Raw genomic sequence first — 16,282 nt, forward strand, 5'->3', positions numbered from 1 at the left:
AAGATGGAGCCATGCGTGAGTATCTGAAGTTCTACATCGACGGAAAATGGGTTGACCCGGTGCAGCCGAACACCCTGGACGTCGACAACCCGACCACCGAAGAGGTGTCCGGCAGGATCTCGATCGGTTCCGCGGTCGACGTCGACGTGGCCGTGCAGGCGGCGCGTAAGGCGTTCGCCACCTGGTCCCAGTCGAGCCGCGAAGAACGGCTCGACCTGCTGCAGGCGATCCTGGCCGGATACCAGAAGCGCTCCGGTGACCTGGCCGACGCGGTCAACGAGGAGATGGGCGCACCTGCGTCCCTGGCGGCCGGCCCGCAGGTGGCGCTGGGGATGGGCCACCTGGCCACGGCCATCGACGTGCTGAAGAACTTCTCGTTCGAAGAACAGCTCGGATCCACGCTGGTGGTCCGGGAGCCGATCGGCGTGTGCGGCCTGATCACGCCGTGGAACTGGCCGATCAACCAGATCGCCTGCAAGGTGTTCCCGGCGCTGGCGACCGGCTGCACGATGGTGCTCAAACCCTCGGAGGTGGCGCCGTACTCCGCGCAGATCTTCACCGAGATCGTCGACGCCGCAGGGATTCCCGCCGGCGTGTACAACCTGGTCTACGGTGACGGCCCGGGCGTCGGCGCCGCGCTGTCCAGCCACCCCGACATCGACATGGTGTCCTTCACCGGCTCCACCCGCGCCGGCGTCGACGTCGCACGCAACGCCGCCGCGACGGTGAAACGGGTGACGCAGGAACTCGGCGGCAAGAGCCCCAACATCGTGCTCGACGACGACGACTTCGCCAAGAGCGTCGCCGCAGGCACCTCGGTGATGATGGTCAACAGCGGCCAGAGCTGCAACGCGCCGTCGCGCATGCTGGTGCCCAACTCCCGGATGGACGAGGCGATCGCGGTGGCCAAGGAGACCGCGGCCGCGGTGAAGGTCGGTGACCCCGACGAACCCCGCGCGTTGGGGCCGGTGGCCTCCAAGGCGCAGTTCGACAAGATCCAGGGCCTGCTGCAGAAGGGCATCGACGAAGGAGCGACGCTCGTCGTCGGCGGCCCCGGCCGGCCCGACGGCCTGGACGCCGGCTACTTCGTCAAGCCGACCGTGTTCGCCAACGTCCGCAACGACATGACCATCGCGCGTGAGGAGATCTTCGGGCCGGTGCTGTGCATCATCGGCTACGACGACCTCGACGAGGCGCTCGAGATCGCCAACGACACCGAGTACGGGCTGGCCGGGTACGTGTCCGGTGCCGATCTGGACCAGGCTCGGGCGGTCGCCCGCCGGATCCGCGCGGGTTCGGTGGCGATCAACCACGGCTTCGACATGACCGCGCCGTTCGGCGGGTACAAGCGCAGCGGCAACGGCCGCGAGTGGGGTCATTTCGGCTTCGACGAATACCTGGAGACCAAATCGGCGATCGGTTACGCGCCGGAGACCGCGGCCGGGTGAGCCAAAGGTACGAATACGGGATCGATTTCGACCGCATCGCCGCGATCGACATCCACACCCACGTCGAGGTCGACGGCCACGGCCACAAGGCCTACACCGACGAGTTGATCGAGGCGACCGAGAAGTACTTCAAGCGCGAGCCCGGCGCCTTGTCGAGCGTCGACGCCGTCGCCGACCTGTACCGGCGACACAACACCGCCGCGGTGGTGTTCACCGTCGATGCGCGCACCGCGATGCGGCACGTGCCGAACTCGATCGAGGATCTGGTGGCCGGGGCGGTGCGCAACCGCGACGTGTTGATCCCGTTCGGCAGCGTCGACCCGTGGCACGAACGCCGCGCAGTGCACCGGGTGCACGAACTCGTCCGCGACTACGGCGTCAAGGGCTTCAAGTTCCACCCGAGCATGCAGGCCTTCGAGCCCAACGACCGGCGCTTCTACCCGATCTACGAGGCGATCGCCGAGGCCGGTGTGCCCGCGTTGTTCCACACCGGGCAGACGGGCATGGGGTCGGGACTGCCCGGCGGCGGCCGGGTCAAGCTGCGGTACTCCGACCCGATGCTGCTCGACGACGTCGCCGCCGATTTCCCGGAGTTGACGATCGTGATGGCACATCCCGCGGTGCCGTGGGTGGACTCGCAGATCGCGATCGCCGCGCACAAGGCGAACGTCTACCTCGATCTGTCCGGCTGGAGCCCGAAGTACTTCCCGCCTCAGTTGGTGCACGCGATGGGCCGGCAGTTGCGCACCAAGGCGTTGTTCGGCACCGACTTCCCCTACATCGCGCTGGATCGGTGGCGCCGCGATTTCGAGACGCTCGACATCGATCCGGCCGTGGTGCCGCTCGTCTATAAGCAGAACGCGATGCGGGTCCTCGGCTTCGCCCCTTGAGCGGCGATGAGTTTTGCCGGCGGCGGTGGTCTACCGGGATGACCGACCACACCACCACGAAGGAGACCATCGTGCCCGTTCGCCCTACCGCCCCCGTGGGCGCACCGACCTGGATCGACCTCGCCACCTCCGACCTCGAGCGCGCCCAGCAGTTCTACGGCGCGGTGTTCGGCTGGACGTTCGAGTCGTCAGGTCCGGAATACGGCGGCTACGTCACAGCGCTCAAGGACGGCAGACCCGTCGCGGGGCTGATGCACAACGACCCGCAGTGGAACAGCCCCGACGGGTGGAGCATCTACCTGCACACCGCCGATATCAGCGCGACGCTGGCCAAGGCCGTTGCGGCCGGCGCTATTTCGTGCATGGACCCGGTCGAGCCGATGGAGGTCAAGGACAAGGGCTGGATGGGCATGCTGACCGATCCCAGCGGCGCGTTCTTCGGGCTGTGGCAGCCGACCGGGCACCACGGCTTTGAAGTGGTCAACGAGGACGGCGCGCCGGTCTACCACCAGCTCACCACCCGCGACTACGGCAAGGCGCTGGACTTCTACCGCGAGGTGTTCGGCTGGCAGATCGAGACGGTGTCGGACTCCGACGAATTCCGGTACAGCACAGCCTCCTTCGACGGTGAAGCATTGCTCGGGGTGATGGACGGCGCCCAACACCTCCCCGAGGGTGTGCCGTCGAACTGGTGCTTTTTCCTCGGCGCCGACGACGTCGACAAGACCGTCCAGGTGATCGTCGACAACGGCGGCAGCGTGATCCGCGCTGCCGAGGACACCCCGTACGGTCGGTTGGCGGCCGTTGCCGACGTGACCGGGGCCGGCTTCAACCTGTCGTCGTTGCCGGGCTAGGCGGTCAAAAGGTGTTCGGGCGCGCCGACATACACCATCCCGGTCGGGTTCGCGGTGTTGACGGCGTTGACGATCGCGCCGGCGAACGAATCGTCGACGGTGTCACCGGAGACCACCGTGAAATGCACACCGGCGCGGTGGAAATCCGAACGCATCGCGTACAGCGTGGCCTCGCCCGCCCACCTGCCCGCGACGACGGCGGTGTGCCCCTTCGGCACCGCCTTGTGGGGATAGAAGTGCGCCTGATGGTCGGTGACGAACACGATGCGTCCGCCGACCGGTATCAGCGGCATGGCCATGCCGGCCAGGCGGCGCTGCGCCTCGCGGTTGCGGCGCATCGCGTAACCCGGATGCGCTCCGGGTTCGAGGTGCACCGACGCGTTGAGCACCAGCGCGTCCAACCGCCCGAAGCGGTCCGCGACGGTGTCGACCATCGCCGCGCACTCGGTCGCATCGGAGATGTCGGCGCGCAGGATCGAGGCGTGCCCGCCCGCGCCGGTGATGGCGTCGACGACGGCTTGCGCGGGCGCGGCCGACTCCTGGTAATGCACGACGACGTGCGTGCCTGCGGCGGCGAGCTGTCGTGCGGTCTGCGCGCCCATGCCTCGCGAACCCCCGGTGACCAGGATGATCCGTGCGGGTGCCTCATGCATGTGGGGCTCCTTCCGTCGCCGCTATCAATCAGCTGAAGGACCACCGTACACGATTTCCTAAGAAAAATAAGAGCAAGATAAGGTCACAATAAGGTTGACGCTTTCGGCATGATGGGCCCGTGGAGTCGACCCGCGTGGACCGATGGCTGTGGTCCGTGCGAATCGCGAAGACCCGACCGGACGCGGCGGCGGCGTGCCGGGGCGGGCACGTGCGGGTCAACGGTCGGCCCGCGAAACCGGCCACCACGGTGTCGCCGGGCGACGAGGTGCGTGCCCGGATCGGTGAGATCACTCGCGTCGTCGAGGTGGTGCGCGTCATCCACAAACGGGTCGGTGCGGCCGATGCCGCGACCTGTTTCCTCGATCGCACCCCCAAAGCCCCGGCGGTGGAATCGGTCCCGGTCGCGGCCCGCGACCGCGGTGCGGGGCGGCCGACGAAGCGGGATCGCCGGATGCTGGACAAGCTGCGCGCGAGCGGCCTGCGGTGAATTGCGTCAGTCGGCAGGGGCGGCCAACTCGAAGTCGGCGAAGTCGAACCCGGGTACCACCACGCAACTGACCAGCGTCGGTTCGTCATCGCGGGGCCGCGCCCGCTGCCAGTGACCGGGCGGCACCACGTACTGCGGATGCTCGCCGGCCGAGATGTCTGCGCCGAGCAGATATGTTGTGGCACCGTCCTGTTCGGGGCCGACCTCGAGCAGAAGCGGGCTGCCGGAGTGGTAGAGCCACAACTCCGCGCTGCGCACCGTATGCCACGCCGACTGCTGGCCGGGCATGAGCAGGAACAAGATCGCCGTGCCGGCACTGCGCGGGCCCGTGTAGTCGGTTGGCAACGCCGACTGCGGCACGGTCAGATCGCTGCGCCATGTCTCCCGAAACCAGCCACCCTCGGGGTGAGGGGACAGCTCGAGGCGACGCGCCCAGTCGGGAAGTTCGGTCATTTCAGCACCCGCGCTTTCGGTGTCGGACACTCCACCTTAAAGATCGGAGCCACCAGGCACACCCGATAGGCTCAAGCCATGTCACGCGTGCGCCCGGGTTGGTTGGTGGCGCTGTGCGCGGCGATTCTGGTGGTGAGTGCCTGGCTGCCGTGGCTCACGTCATCGGCCGACGGCGGCGGTGGACGTGCCAACGCGATCGGCGGCGTCGTGCTCGGTGAGTTGCCCGCGCCACCGCCGGGATTCGGCGTGGGGCAGCTGATCGTCTTGCTGGGGTCGACGTTGATCGTGACGGGCGCGATGGCGGGCCGCGGGCTGTCGGGCCGGCTGGCTTCGTCGGCGGCGTTGGCGATTTCGGTGCTGCTGGTGGTGATGACGGCGTGGTATTACCGGCTCTACGTGTACCCGCCGGTGTCGGCGGGCTACGGCTTGTTCCTGGCTGCCGCGGTGTCCGTCCTCGCGGTGATCTTGTCGGTGTGGGCGATGGTGGCCGCGTGGTCGACGGCGGACCGGGCGCTGTGACCGGCTTCGTGGAGCCGGTCACGCTGACCGGGCAGCGCTGGGTGAAGCTGGAACCTCTTGGCCGCGAACATATCCCGGAGATCGTCGCGGTGGCCGCCGACGGAGAACTGGGCCGGCTGTGGTTCACCGCGGCCCCTGGGCCCGATACCGTCGAACAGTGGGTGGACAACCGGTTGTCGGTGCAGAAGCCCGACCACGGCCTGACCTTCGTCGTGCGCCGCCTCGACGGAACGCTCGTCGGTTCGTCGAGTTACATGAGCGTCGACGCACCCAATCGGCGACTGGAGATCGGCAACACGTGGTATGTCGAGCAGGCGCGGCGCAGCGGCGTCAACGCCGAGACCAAGCTGTTGATGCTCGGCCATGCCTTCGATCAGATGTGTTGTGTCGCAGTCGAATTGCGAACCCATTTCTTCAACTTCGCCAGCCGTGCGGCCATCGAGCGACTGGGCGCCAAACTCGACGGCGTGCTACGCAGCCATCAGCTGCTGGCCGACGGGTCGAGGCGAGACACGGTCGTGTATTCGATCCTGGACATCGAATGGCCGTCGGTGCGGTCCAACCTGGAGTTCAGGTTGGACCGCAACGGCTGAGGAGACTATTCGGCTTCGACGGTGGTTGCCTCGATCGAGGTCCGGTTGGAGCCGTGGGCGACGTCGATCCTGCGTGGCTTCGCCCGTTCGGCCAGCGGGATGGTCACGGTCAGCACACCGTTCTCGTAGGTCGCCGAAATAGCCTCGGTGTCAATACCTTCGCCGAGGGTCAGCTGCCTGCGGTAGGTGCCGAAGAACCTCTCGCTGGCAAGCCACTGCGCCCCGTCCTCCGAGCGTGCGGTGCGATGCGCGGAGATGGTCAGCATGCCGTTGTCGACGTTGACGTCCACTGAACCGGGGTCGACGCCGGGCAAATCGGCGGTCAGCAGATAGTGGTCGTCGATCTTGCAGAGGTCCATCGGCATGAACCGGGGGGAGCGGTTTGATCCGGTCTGGCTGGTCAGCAGGCCCCGGGTCAACGCATCAAGGTCACTGAACGGATCAAAACGAAGCACAGCAATTCACCTCCTCGTTCTTCAGAGCCCGCCACCCTGGCGGGCAGCCAAATCACTGTGCACCTGCGAGATTAGCACTCTCGACTAGAGAGTGCTAGCTCCACGGGGAGGGTTTTTCGGTCGAAATCTGGCGTGTCGAGCGACACCGCCTCGCACTCACGACGGCCTGCCGCATCCGTCCGCGGGCGGCCCCGTCGGCTCCGTTCTGAACCGACGAGACCTCAGCAAGCGAGATGGTCGACCACCACGCTCGCCTCTAGTGGCAATGCCCGTACCTGCGAAAAGGCAAACGTTCGTGTATTGGATAGCCATAGCGGGAAACCCTGGAGAATGGCTGACCTTACGAGCCCGCACGGGCTGGCGCAACGGATGGCCGAGTTGGCACGGGCCTCCGCGGCGCCGCGCAGTGTCGAGGAAGTGCTGTCCGACGTAACCGCCACGGCACGAGAGTTGATGCCCGGTGCCGACACGGCCGGCGTCTTGCTGGTGGGCAGGGGCGGCAAATTCGAATCGTTGGCGGCCACGTCAGAGCTGCCGCACCAACTCGATGAGCTTCAGATGACGTTCGACGAGGGCCCGTGCGTGCAGGCCGCCCTCGACGACGTGATCGTGCGCACCGAGGACTTCCGCGCCGAAGAGCGGTGGCCCAAGTACGCACCTGCGTGCGTCGAGTTGGGGGTGCTCAGCGGGCTGTCGGTAAAGCTGTACACCGCCGACCGCACGGCCGGCGCGCTGAACCTGTTCAGTTTCCGACCGCATGCGTTCGATGCCCAAGACGAAACGGTGGCCACGATTTTGGCGGCGCACGCGGCGGCGGCGATTCTGGCCAGCCGCCACGGCGAGCAGCTGGTGTCGGCGCTGTCCACCAGGGACCGCATCGGCCAGGCCAAAGGCATCATCATGGAACGCTACGGCGTCGACGACGTGCGGGCGTTCGAGATGCTCAGGCAGATCTCCCAGGATGGCAACATACGGCTCGCCGAGGTCGCGCAGCGCGTCATCGACACGAGAAACAGCTGAGCCCTCTCAGCCGGCGGCCCAGGCCTTTGCCTGCTCGAGGTCGTCGAGGCCGAACAGGGCGATTTCGCCCGGAACCAGCCATGCCAGCGCATGCAGTGTGTGGACAACCCATTCCTTGTCGGTCACGACCGCGATGCGTTTGAAGGCCGATCGTCCCCGCTCAGGCGGCCGGATACCCGGATGCCCGTGACCCCCTCAGGCATGTCTGGCAGCACTTCGATCATCGGACACCCTCTCTTTCGGTGATACCGGCCGAAAACCGTTTCGGCACCACGACATCGGTCGACGGCGCCGGCACTAGGTGACCCCGATCTGATCTGCCAGCCACGGCAGTTCGCGCGCCAGTGCCGCGGAGAACACCCGCCAATCGTGGCCGCCGGGCAACTCAAGGTAGCGGCAGTTCATCACGGCCCCACGCGTGGCGGCATACACCACTCGTGAATCGCGCAGCGCGTCGGAGTCCGCTGTGCCGGCGACGATGGCTCCTGAACTGTTGGGGTATCGGTGGTTCCGCAGCAGATCCAGCGGGTTCACCCGATGATAGGCCGCGGCATCGCCGCCGAACGCCGCGTCAACCGTGAGCTTCTCGTCACCCAGGCTTGGCTCGGCTGCTCCGGAGATGTCCAGGAAGGTGGGGTAGACGTCGGGGTGATTGGTCGCCAGCTGAAGCGCGCACGTGCCGCCGTAGGACAGTCCGCCCACCGCCCAGCTGTGCGGGTCATCGTCGACCGTCAGGTGGGTTTTGATCCAGGTCGGCACATCGCGGGCAAGGTAGCTGTCGGCATTGCCGCGGCGCGAATCCAGACACAACGGATCGCCGAACTGGCTGCCCGTGCCATCGGGGACGACCACCACCGGCGCCAATCCGCCGTGCGAAGCGGCAAAGGAGTCCATGGTCTCGACGAGGTTTCCCGCACCCAGCCAGTCCAACGGCGATCCGGGCTCGCCGGCGATCAACACCAGCACCGGCAGCCGAGGCCGCGGATCTGCGAAATAGGCAGGGGGCAAATAGATTTGCGCTTCACGGGCGACGAAATGGGAGACCGGAGCCGGTATCGGTGCGGCGGCGACCTTACCTTTCATCGGCAGCTGAGTAGGTCGTGACCACCGCGCCGCCAACGGATCGGCGACGTTGACCACCCGCACCCGGGAGTCGACCTGAGCCAAGGCGACGCGATCGTAGGGGCTGAAACCCAATGCGTCAGCTGCGGTCGGATAGGCACCGAAGACCGCGTTGATCTGATTGGCGCAGGCGGCCACGACCACCACCGCCGCCATTAAGCCCGCGACCGTGCTCGACCGACGGCGGTCGAGGACCGCCGCTGCGCACGCAATCGTCACCGCGAGCACGGCCGTGACCGCCCAGATATACACCGGTAGCGTCAGCTGGTCGGGGAAAAGCATCCATACCCGGCGGGCGAGCGTTGCGACCACGCCGACCGCGACGACCGACCCCAGGGTGCATCCGACCGCGGCGGCGACCTTCAGCCACCCGGGTCGTCGGCCTTTGCACACACACCAGCCCAGCACGGCGGCCGCGCCGATCGCCGCGACGTTCAAGACCATCGGCAGCGGTCCTGACAGCAACGACCAGTTCAGCACCGCCGACTCCGCACCACGTCCCGACGAGAATGCGATCCCATACCGCCCAAGCATCCGCTGACAAGCTGGACGAACGCTGGGAAGTCGCTAGTCATCACCGGGAGACCAAAGTTCACGCGTCAACCGACGTCATACACAACGCAAAGTGCCCCCGGCAGGATTCGAACCTGCGACACCGGCTTTAGGAGAGCCGTGCTCTATCCCCTGAGCTACGGGGGCGCAACCGCACGGAGCTTACCGAAAGGCCTCAGCGCAGCTCGGCGATCACCTTCGCGAACACCTCCGCATGCGGCTGCTGCACGGTGATGTAGGTGACGCCGTAGGTCTCACGATAGCCCCGGAGGGTGTCGGCGATCTCCTTCGTCGACCCCGACAGCACCGCGGGCGTGCGGAGTAGCTCGTCATCGGACAGCCCGGGCAGGAACTGCCGCGTGATCGCCATGTCCGGTCGGCCCGAATCGTCGGTCGGCATCGCGGTGACGGCCAGGTTCAGCTCCAGCTCGCCGAACCGCTCCCCGGCCGCCGCGCGGACGAACGCGACGCGATCGGCGAGCGGGTCGCTATCCGGTCCGACGGGGGCGCCGCCGGTGAGCCCGATGATGTCGGCGCGCTGCGCGGCGAGGGTGAGCAGTTTGTCGCCGTTGCCTGCGATGAGGATCGGCACATCGGGTACGTGGGCGTTGAAGTGTTCGGTCACGTGGCGCAGCCAGGAGACCCGCTGCCCGGGCGTCGGGAACGGCAGCTCGGCCTGCTGGAACTCCTCCTCGACATATCCGGCGCCTAGCCCGAGCTCGAAGCGTCCGTCGGACAGATCCCGCAGCGAGGTGACGTCGCGGGCCAGCAGCGCGGGCCGGTAGAAGCCGGCGTTGAGCACGAACGTGCCGACGCGCAACCGCTCGGTGGCCACCGCGATCGCAGTGAGCATCGGAAACGGCGCGGTGGTGTAGAGGTGATCGGCCATGTGCAGCACGTCGTAACCCATGTCCTCGACGTGGCGGGCGAAGTCCTGCACCGACTGTCGGCGACGCGCGGCCTGCAGCCCCACACCGAACCGGAAATCCTTGGCCATCACCAGATGGTATTCGCCAAGCGGACTGGGAAGGTTTGGCGGGCGTCCGCACGGGGCAATACTTCTGCCGTTGACCCTGACTCCCGGGGTCTTACCCCGAAGGATTTCCCGCCCGATCCGGCCCGTCGTGAACCATTCCGACGGGCCGGATCAATACCTCCACCACCTCCAACATGGCCACCCATCCCACGCTCGGCGTCGAAGAAGAGTTTCTGCTCGCCGATCCGGCATCCGGCGAACCGGTCGCCGTCAACGTCGAAACCGCGCGCCACGCCGCCGAGCGGGGGGTGAAGCTGCAACTCGAGCTGACCAGCTGCCAGATCGAAACCACCAGCGACGTCTTCGGCGCCGGCCACGAGTTGCGTGCCGACCTGCTTCGGTTGCGTCGCGCGGCCGCCGAGGCCGCCACAGCCAGCGGTGCCCAACTTCTCGCCGTCGGGTTGCCGCCCGCGGTGCCGCACCAGTTCCCGATCACCGACACCCCGCGATACCGGGAAATCGGGGACAAGTTCGGCATGATCGCCCACGAGCAGGGCATCTGCGGATGCCACGTGCACGTCGCGGTCCCCAGCCGCGAGGCCGCCATCCGGGTCAGCAATCGGCTTCGCCCGTGGCTGCCGGTTCTGCTTGCCCTGACGGCTAATTCGGCGGTGTACCGCAACACCGACACCGGCTACGCCAGCTGGCGCAGCGTGCTGTGGGCGCGCTGGCCCAGCGCCGGGCCGCCGCCGCACTTCGACTCCGTCGACGAGTACGACGCCGTCGTCGCGATGCTGCGCGACGCCGGGGCCGTGCTCGACGACGGCATGGTCTATTGGGATGTCCGTCCGTCGGCGACCTTCCCGACCATCGAGGTGCGTGTCGCCGACGTGCCGGCCACGGTCGCCGAGACGGTGCTGCTGGCCATGTTGGTCAGGGCGACGGTGATGACGGCGCTCGACGAGGAGCGTCAGGGCCAACCGGTGCCGGCGCTGGCGCCGCACGCGTTGAAGGCCGCGTACTGGAAGTCCGCCCGTGACGGCCTGGACGGCGAGGCGGTCGACCTGCTGGAGGGCCATCACAGCGTGCCCGCGCGCCTGCTGCTGGACCGCCTCGTCGATCGTGTCCGCCCGGCGTTGGAAGCGGTCGGTGACTTCGACGCGGTCACCGAGGAACTCGTCCGCGTGACCGAACAGGGCAACGGCGCCATGCGGCAACGCCGCGCCTGGCAGCGCCGCCACGACGTCGCCGACGTCATCGCCGCGGCCACCGAGGCCACCACGTCGGGCTGTTAGCGCCCGCAGCGGGCACGCCGACACAGAGTCGCCGCGAGAACTGCCACGGGCTTAAGCCGACTGCGGGTGCCAGGAATGCGCGGTCGCGACAAGCCCCTGCACCAATGCCGATGTCGCCGGGGACAATCCGTCATCGCCGGGCAGTTGGCTACGGGGACTGATGCCGCGCACCCGCGGGGACAACTCCAGCTGCGTGCCGCCGCCGCGGGCCCGGTTGACGGGGTTGTCCGGGTGCAGGCCGCGCAGTTCACGCGGGATCGCGTCCAGGTCGGTGATGACCCGGTAGCCGGGTATCTCGACGTGACGTGCGAGGTGCTCGGCCAGCGCCCGGTTGCGGCCACCGGCCAACAGCTGTGTGCTGCGGCCGATGCGGCCGTACCCGTGCAGCGAGATCACCACGTCGACGTGGGCCAGGTACTCCGCGAGCCGTTCGGATTCCTGCGCGCGGTACCGCGCCGACGGCAGGTGGTGCGGGTAGTGGTCGGGGTGGCGAAGCACGTACAGCGACGCGTTCGCCGCGTCAGCGGCGCGTTCGGCGATGACGTCGGTCATCTGCTCCAGGCCGCCGCCGTGGATGGCCAGAAAGCCGAAACGTGACCGTAGCGTGCTGTACTCGATCATGCCGGGCTCGGCCAGCAACTCTGAAAGAGATTGTGGCGCCGGGGTATTCGCTGCTTCGGCGGTACGGGGCCAACCCGCGGGATCCCATCGTTTGAGGAACTCGACCCAACGCTGCGGCAGGCCGTGGTGCCGCGCGCCGTCGATGATCCGCTCCAGGTAGCCGGGCCGCGGCGGGCCGGGTTCGACGCGGTGGTCGATGTAGACCCAGGCCTCGGCGGGGCCGTCGTCGGTGTGCACGGTGAGCCGGTCGCGGCGATACCGCACCGGAACGCCTTCGGCGCTGTCCAGGGTGGCCAGGTCGTGATCGGTGAGCCGCCACAGCACGCCATGCACTTGCGATCCGTCGAACGGTTCGACGGTGGCCACCCCGCGTTCGTTGATCAGCCAGTCGTGGTCGGCGAGCATCGCCGGGCGGGGATCGGCGGCCCCGGGACAGCGCCGGGCCATCTGCTGCGCGCACAGGTTGGACCCGTACGCGAAATACGTGTGCCCGGGCTGACGCATCTAGCCGGTCACGGTCAGGTAAATCAGCACCACATTCAGCAGGGTAATCAGCCCGGCGACGATCCAGCCCAGCGCCGTCGTGACGCGATGGTTGACGTCCTCGCCCATCAGACGCCGACTGCTCGTCAGCCGCACCAACGGGATCAACGCGAACGGGATCCCGAACGACAGCACCACCTGCGACAACACCAACGCGCGGGTCGGATCCAGCCCGATCGCCAGAATCACCAACGCGGGCGTCAGCGTGATCAGGCGCCGCACCAGCAGCGGGATGGCGCGGTGCAGCAGTCCCTGCATGATCATCGCGCCGGCGTAGGCGCCCACCGACGACGACGCCAGGCCCGAGGCCAGCAGGCCGATCGCGAACAGCAGCGCGACCGTCGTGCCCAGCGTGTGCTGGACCGCGGCGTGGGCTCCCTCGATGGAGTCGGTGTCGTCCTGCCCCTGCAGGTTGGTCGCCGCGACCAGCAGCATCGAGAGGTTCACCGCACCCGCGACGACCATCGCGATGCCGACGTCCCACCGCGTCGCCCGCAGCAGCATGCGGCGCATCGGGCCCGGCTCGGGATGACCATGGCGGTCGCGGGTCAGACCTGAGTGCAGGTACACCGCGTGCGGCATCACGGTGGCTCCGAGCATCGCCGCCGCCAGCAGCACGCTCTCGGTCCCGGCGAACTTCGGCAGCAGCCCCCCGGCGACCTCGGCGGCCGGCGGCGGCGCAACGAACAGGCTGGTGAGAAATCCGATGGCGATCACCAGCAGCAGTCCGGTGATGACGCGTTCGAACATCTGCTGGCCGCGCCGGTCCTTGACCACGAGCAGCAGCAGCGAGACCACCCCGGTGATCACCCCGCCGGTCAGCAGCGGCAGGTCGAACAGCAGGTACAGCGCGATGGCGCCACCGACCACCTCCGCGAGATCGGTTGCCATAGCGACCAATTCGGCCTGTAGCCAGTACGCCAGCCGGCTGCGTCGACGCATCTGGCCGCCCACCGCCTCCGGCAGTGACAGACCGCTGACCAGACCCAGCTTGGCCGACAGGTACTGCACCAGGCAGGCCATCGCATTCGCCACGACGATCACCCACACCAGTAGGTAGCCGAACTGGGCTCCGGCACTGACGTTGGCCGCGACGTTGCCGGGGTCGACGTAGGCAATCGCGGCGACAAACGCGGGTCCGAGCAGCACCCAACTCGGCCGCAGCCGTGCCCTCTGGTCGCTCGCCACCAGCCCACCTTTCTATCCGGGATAGCGAATAGAAAAGTTAGGGTAGACGAAACCTAATGGTGGGTTATCGGCAGGTCACCATCTGAACCCGCCGAGGCTGATGACGAACCCGCCATACGGCCAACCCCAGTTGTTGTTGGTCACCGATGGCGAGGTGACGATCTGAGCGCTGCCGTTGGTCTGGCATTGGGTGGTGTTGGGGCCGACGTCGGTGCATTGCGGCGCGGCCGCGGCAGTCGGTGCGACGAGCCCGATTGCAATGATGCCTGCGCTTGCGAAAAGAACTGCAGCACAGCGATTCTTGGACCGCATGATTGGCCTCCTTCGGCCGCGGTTCCCACTACCTGTTAGGGGAAGAAGAACCCTTCGCCGCCCCACATGTCGCCCCACGGGCCGACCTCGGCCGGCGTGGCGTCAATCGAGGTGTTGCCGGGCGTCGCGCACTCGGTGTCGGAGCCGCCGAGCGCTTCGGCGCCGCCGGTGTCGACACACTTGGGCAGCAGGTCTTCCTCGCCGCCCTGGGCTGCGGCCACGGGGGCCAACAGCATGGCCGCTGCGACGCCACTCGCAGCGAAGATCGGCGTGAGATAACGAAGGGTGGTCCGCATAGGCACGTCCTTACTGTTGAATTCCCCCGTCTTAACTGCGAGCGTACAACCCTTTTCCGGTGATGAGGGGTAAGTCGAGGGTCGTGCTGATACCCGGCGGTGCGTCCAGCACCGCGGGAATCGCATTGACCACACGAGCGGCCGTGGCGACGAGGCCGGCGTGGTTGTGATCGCCGTTGGGACTGCTTTGGCACAGGTCAAGGGTGTAGGACGGCTCACCGGTGACGACGACGCGGTATGAACCGCCGTCCTGCGCCGGCTGCGGCCAATCCGGGCGCAGGTCGTCACGCAGCCGGGTGACGTGTTCGAGCACCGTGGCGATTTCACCGTCCTTCATCCCGCGCACCTCGAAGCGCAGGGCCGCCGCGGTGCCCTTTTCGATGTGGCCGGCCGCGATGTCGAAGTCCTCGGGCGCTGGTTCGCGCACGAATGTCTCGGTCACCTCGTCGAGTTCGATGCCCAGCCCGGCGGCGAGCTGGCGCACCACCGACCCCCACGCCAGGCTCAGCACACCGGGTTGCAGCAGCATCGGGGTTTCGTCGAGCGGCTTGCCGAAGCCCATCACGTCGAACATCACCGTTGCGCTGTCGTAGGTGTCGTAGTTGATGATCTCCATGCAGCGGATCTGCTTGATGCTCTGGCAGGTGCCCGCGAGCGCGAGCGGCAGCAGATCGTTGGCGAAGCCGGGATCGATCCCGTTGACAAAGATCGTGGAGTTTCCTTGTTGCGCAGCCGCTTCGATCGGTTTGATCATCTCGTCGGGCAGCACCCCCCACGGGTGCTGCAGGAACACCGCGCTGCTGCCGACGACGTTGACGCCGGCCGCCAGGATGCGGCGGTAGTCCTCCAGCGCTTCGACCAGCCGGTTGTCGGCCATCGCGGTGTAGACCGCGCACCGCGGGTCGGTGGCCAGCACGGCGTCGAGGTCGGTGGTGGCCACGATGCCCGTCGAATTCGGCAGCCCGGCAAGCTCAGCGGCGTCCTTGCCGACCTTGGACTCACTCGATACCCACACGGCGGTGAGCTCGAAACGAGGGTCGGTGATGAGTTGGCGTAGCGCGTGGCGACCGACGTTGCCGGTGCCGATCGCGGCGACTTTGATTGTCATAGCGGGTTCCTCACAGGTCCGGGATGGGCATGTCGAGGTTGGGGAACGTGAGGCCGCCGTCGACCTCGAGCGTCTTGCCGGTCAGATAGCTGCCTGCCGGTGAGGCGAGGTACACCGCGGCCGCGGCGATGTCCTCGGGTCGGCCCAGTCGGCGCATCGGCGTGGCCTTCTCCATGGGTTCACGCAGTTCGTCGTTGGAGGCGACGATGTCGAGTGCCGATGTCAGGATCGACCCGGGCGCGATCGCGTTGACCCGGATCCGCGGGCACAGGTCCAGCGCGGCCAACCGGGTGTAGTGCGCCAGCGCGGCCTTGGCCGTGCCGTAGGCGGCGAAGCCGCGGCCCGCGACGCGTCCCATCGTCGAGGTGATGTTGATGATGCTGCCGCCGCCGGAGTGCTCGAGCATCAGCGGAACAGCCGCCGTGGTGAGCGCGTGCGCGGTGGTGACGTTGAAGGTGAACGCGTCGCGCAGGTCTTTGGTGGAGGTGCTCAGCAGCGCGTTGGGCATGGTGCCGCCGACGTTGTTGACGACGATGTCTAGTTTCCCGAACGCTGCGACGGCCCGGCCGGCCAGTTGGGCGGTGTCCTCGGGGTGAGCGAGGTCGGCGACCACGATGTGCGCCCTGCGCCCGACGGCGTTGATCTGTTCGGCGACTTCTTCCAGTTGGGCCTGGGTGCGTGCCGCGATCACCACGTCTGCACCGGCTTCCGCGAACGCCAGTGCCATCGCCGCGCCGAGTCCCCGGCCCGCTCCAGTCACCACGGCGACTTGGTCGTCCAGTCGAAACCTGTCAAGAATCACGTTGGCCTACCTTCCCTCACCGGGCGACCGTAACAAGGCGCGCACGTCCGAGTGCGGTGATTCTGAAACACGTTCTAATTCGCTGCGGGGAGGT

The 16,282-nt window shown here is 67.4% G+C and carries 19 protein-coding genes, 1 tRNA gene and 1 pseudogene; 8 read left to right on the forward strand and 13 right to left on the reverse strand.

What is annotated here, in order from left to right; translation table 11 throughout:
- Window positions 1–11: 11 nt before the first annotated feature.
- The 3 genes from K3U96_RS04635 (at window position 12) to K3U96_RS04645 (ending at window position 3,192) form a co-directional block, all read left to right on the forward strand.
- Window positions 12–1,448 carry an aldehyde dehydrogenase family protein gene (locus tag K3U96_RS04635; RefSeq protein WP_220692221.1) on the forward strand — a complete coding sequence of 479 codons (1,437 nt, stop codon included), beginning with the start codon at window positions 12–14 and terminating at the stop codon, window positions 1,446–1,448.
- A complete protein-coding gene (locus K3U96_RS04640) occupies window positions 1,445–2,338 on the forward strand; it encodes an amidohydrolase family protein (RefSeq protein ID WP_230982364.1) in 894 nt (297 codons plus the stop codon). Before K3U96_RS04635 ends, K3U96_RS04640 begins: the two co-directional genes overlap by 4 nt.
- 71 nt (window positions 2,339–2,409) lie before the next feature.
- Window positions 2,410–3,192, forward strand: a complete 783-nt coding sequence (locus tag K3U96_RS04645; RefSeq protein ID WP_220692222.1) for a VOC family protein — start codon at window positions 2,410–2,412, stop codon at window positions 3,190–3,192.
- On the opposite strand, the gene K3U96_RS04650 is transcribed toward K3U96_RS04645, so the two are convergent.
- Window positions 3,189–3,845, reverse strand: a complete 657-nt coding sequence (locus K3U96_RS04650) for an SDR family oxidoreductase (RefSeq protein WP_069404140.1) — start codon at window positions 3,843–3,845, stop codon at window positions 3,189–3,191. The genes K3U96_RS04645 and K3U96_RS04650 overlap by 4 nt on opposite strands.
- A gap of 119 nt (window positions 3,846–3,964) precedes the next feature.
- Here K3U96_RS04650 and K3U96_RS04655 point away from each other — a divergent pair, with 119 nt between their 5' ends.
- Window positions 3,965–4,333, forward strand: a complete 369-nt coding sequence (locus K3U96_RS04655; protein ID WP_069404139.1) for an Hsp15 family ribosome-associated heat shock protein — start codon at window positions 3,965–3,967, stop codon at window positions 4,331–4,333.
- Between the two features lie 6 nt (window positions 4,334–4,339).
- Here the strand turns inward: K3U96_RS04655 and K3U96_RS04660 are convergent, their stop codons facing one another.
- Complete coding sequence (locus K3U96_RS04660; RefSeq protein WP_069404156.1) at window positions 4,340–4,786, reverse strand: cupin domain-containing protein; 447 nt, start codon at window positions 4,784–4,786, stop codon at window positions 4,340–4,342.
- A gap of 78 nt (window positions 4,787–4,864) precedes the next feature.
- Here K3U96_RS04660 and K3U96_RS04665 point away from each other — a divergent pair, with 78 nt between their 5' ends.
- Both K3U96_RS04665 and K3U96_RS04670 read left to right on the forward strand, forming a co-directional pair.
- Complete coding sequence (locus tag K3U96_RS04665; protein WP_069404138.1) at window positions 4,865–5,305, forward strand: hypothetical protein; 441 nt, start codon at window positions 4,865–4,867, stop codon at window positions 5,303–5,305.
- Window positions 5,302–5,898 carry a GNAT family N-acetyltransferase gene (locus K3U96_RS04670; RefSeq protein ID WP_220693395.1) on the forward strand — a complete coding sequence of 199 codons (597 nt, stop codon included), beginning with the start codon at window positions 5,302–5,304 and terminating at the stop codon, window positions 5,896–5,898. The genes K3U96_RS04665 and K3U96_RS04670 overlap by 4 nt, the downstream gene beginning before the upstream one ends.
- 5 nt (window positions 5,899–5,903) lie before the next feature.
- On the opposite strand, the gene K3U96_RS04675 is transcribed toward K3U96_RS04670, so the two are convergent.
- Entirely contained in the window at window positions 5,904–6,353 is a 450-nt protein-coding gene (locus tag K3U96_RS04675) for an Hsp20/alpha crystallin family protein (RefSeq protein WP_069404137.1), read from the reverse strand.
- Window positions 6,354–6,683: 330 nt separating this feature from the next.
- Between K3U96_RS04675 and K3U96_RS04680 the strand changes: the two genes are divergently transcribed.
- Window positions 6,684–7,373, forward strand: a complete 690-nt coding sequence (locus K3U96_RS04680; RefSeq protein ID WP_220692223.1) for a GAF and ANTAR domain-containing protein — start codon at window positions 6,684–6,686, stop codon at window positions 7,371–7,373.
- A 6-nt stretch (window positions 7,374–7,379) separates the two neighbouring features.
- On the opposite strand, the pseudogene K3U96_RS04685 reads toward K3U96_RS04680, so the two are convergent.
- The 4 genes and pseudogenes from K3U96_RS04685 to K3U96_RS04700 all read right to left on the reverse strand — a co-directional run bounded on the left by K3U96_RS04685 (window position 7,380) and on the right by K3U96_RS04700 (window position 10,044).
- Window positions 7,380–7,597 (reverse strand): annotated as a pseudogene (locus K3U96_RS04685) (SpoIIAA family protein).
- Between the two features lie 73 nt (window positions 7,598–7,670).
- Complete coding sequence (locus K3U96_RS04690) at window positions 7,671–9,029, reverse strand: alpha/beta hydrolase (protein WP_220692224.1); 1,359 nt, start codon at window positions 9,027–9,029, stop codon at window positions 7,671–7,673.
- 92 nt (window positions 9,030–9,121) lie between these two features.
- Window positions 9,122–9,194 (reverse strand) — tRNA-Arg (locus tag K3U96_RS04695).
- 28 nt (window positions 9,195–9,222) lie between these two features.
- Entirely contained in the window at window positions 9,223–10,044 is an 822-nt protein-coding gene (locus tag K3U96_RS04700; RefSeq protein ID WP_220692225.1) for a TIGR03621 family F420-dependent LLM class oxidoreductase, read from the reverse strand.
- A 173-nt stretch (window positions 10,045–10,217) separates the two neighbouring features.
- On the opposite strand from K3U96_RS04700, the gene K3U96_RS04705 reads away from it, so the two are divergent.
- A complete protein-coding gene (locus K3U96_RS04705; protein ID WP_220692226.1) occupies window positions 10,218–11,318 on the forward strand; it encodes a glutamate--cysteine ligase 2 in 1,101 nt (366 codons plus the stop codon).
- A gap of 51 nt (window positions 11,319–11,369) precedes the next feature.
- Here K3U96_RS04705 and K3U96_RS04710 read toward each other — a convergent pair whose 3' ends face one another.
- The 6 genes from K3U96_RS04710 to K3U96_RS04735 form a co-directional block, all read right to left on the reverse strand.
- Entirely contained in the window at window positions 11,370–12,443 is a 1,074-nt protein-coding gene (locus tag K3U96_RS04710; protein ID WP_220692227.1) for a poly-gamma-glutamate hydrolase family protein, read from the reverse strand.
- Window positions 12,444–13,670, reverse strand: coding sequence for an Nramp family divalent metal transporter (locus tag K3U96_RS04715; protein WP_220692228.1), 1,227 nt, complete (start codon window positions 13,668–13,670; stop codon window positions 12,444–12,446). It abuts the gene before it with no gap.
- 75 nt (window positions 13,671–13,745) lie between these two features.
- Window positions 13,746–13,982, reverse strand: a complete 237-nt coding sequence (locus K3U96_RS04720; protein ID WP_069404130.1) for a hypothetical protein — start codon at window positions 13,980–13,982, stop codon at window positions 13,746–13,748.
- Window positions 13,983–14,017: 35 nt separating this feature from the next.
- Window positions 14,018–14,278: a hypothetical protein gene (locus K3U96_RS04725; RefSeq protein ID WP_069404129.1), complete on the reverse strand. Its 261-nt coding sequence runs from the start codon at window positions 14,276–14,278 to the stop codon at window positions 14,018–14,020.
- 31 nt (window positions 14,279–14,309) lie between these two features.
- Window positions 14,310–15,386 (reverse strand): NAD(P)H-dependent amine dehydrogenase family protein, encoded by a 1,077-nt coding sequence (locus K3U96_RS04730; protein ID WP_220692229.1) that lies wholly within the window; start codon window positions 15,384–15,386, stop codon window positions 14,310–14,312.
- 10 nt (window positions 15,387–15,396) lie between these two features.
- Entirely contained in the window at window positions 15,397–16,188 is a 792-nt protein-coding gene (locus K3U96_RS04735) for an SDR family oxidoreductase (RefSeq protein ID WP_220692230.1), read from the reverse strand.
- Window positions 16,189–16,282 lie beyond the last annotated feature (94 nt).

The sequence above is a fragment of the Mycolicibacterium holsaticum DSM 44478 = JCM 12374 genome (assembly GCF_019645835.1).
Taxonomy (GTDB): domain Bacteria; phylum Actinomycetota; class Actinomycetes; order Mycobacteriales; family Mycobacteriaceae; genus Mycobacterium; species Mycobacterium holsaticum.

Coding starts and splice junctions, on each gene's coding strand:
- K3U96_RS04665 (WP_069404138.1), top strand. CDS start 4,865: ATGTCACGCGTGCGCCCGGGTTGGTTGGTGGCGCTGTGCGCGGCGATT.
- K3U96_RS04710 (WP_220692227.1), bottom strand. CDS start 12,443: ATGCGTCAGCCCGGGCACACGTATTTCGCGTACGGGTCCAACCTGTGC.
- K3U96_RS04700 (WP_220692225.1), bottom strand. CDS start 10,044: ATGGCCAAGGATTTCCGGTTCGGTGTGGGGCTGCAGGCCGCGCGTCGC.
- K3U96_RS04650 (WP_069404140.1), bottom strand. CDS start 3,845: ATGCATGAGGCACCCGCACGGATCATCCTGGTCACCGGGGGTTCGCGA.
- K3U96_RS04720 (WP_069404130.1), bottom strand. CDS start 13,982: ATGCGGTCCAAGAATCGCTGTGCTGCAGTTCTTTTCGCAAGCGCAGGC.
- K3U96_RS04725 (WP_069404129.1), bottom strand. CDS start 14,278: ATGCGGACCACCCTTCGTTATCTCACGCCGATCTTCGCTGCGAGTGGC.
- K3U96_RS04635 (WP_220692221.1), top strand. CDS start 12: ATGCGTGAGTATCTGAAGTTCTACATCGACGGAAAATGGGTTGACCCG.
- K3U96_RS04660 (WP_069404156.1), bottom strand. CDS start 4,786: ATGACCGAACTTCCCGACTGGGCGCGTCGCCTCGAGCTGTCCCCTCAC.
- K3U96_RS04705 (WP_220692226.1), top strand. CDS start 10,218: ATGGCCACCCATCCCACGCTCGGCGTCGAAGAAGAGTTTCTGCTCGCC.
- K3U96_RS04690 (WP_220692224.1), bottom strand. CDS start 9,029: ATGCTTGGGCGGTATGGGATCGCATTCTCGTCGGGACGTGGTGCGGAG.
- K3U96_RS04730 (WP_220692229.1), bottom strand. CDS start 15,386: ATGACAATCAAAGTCGCCGCGATCGGCACCGGCAACGTCGGTCGCCAC.
- K3U96_RS04680 (WP_220692223.1), top strand. CDS start 6,684: ATGGCTGACCTTACGAGCCCGCACGGGCTGGCGCAACGGATGGCCGAG.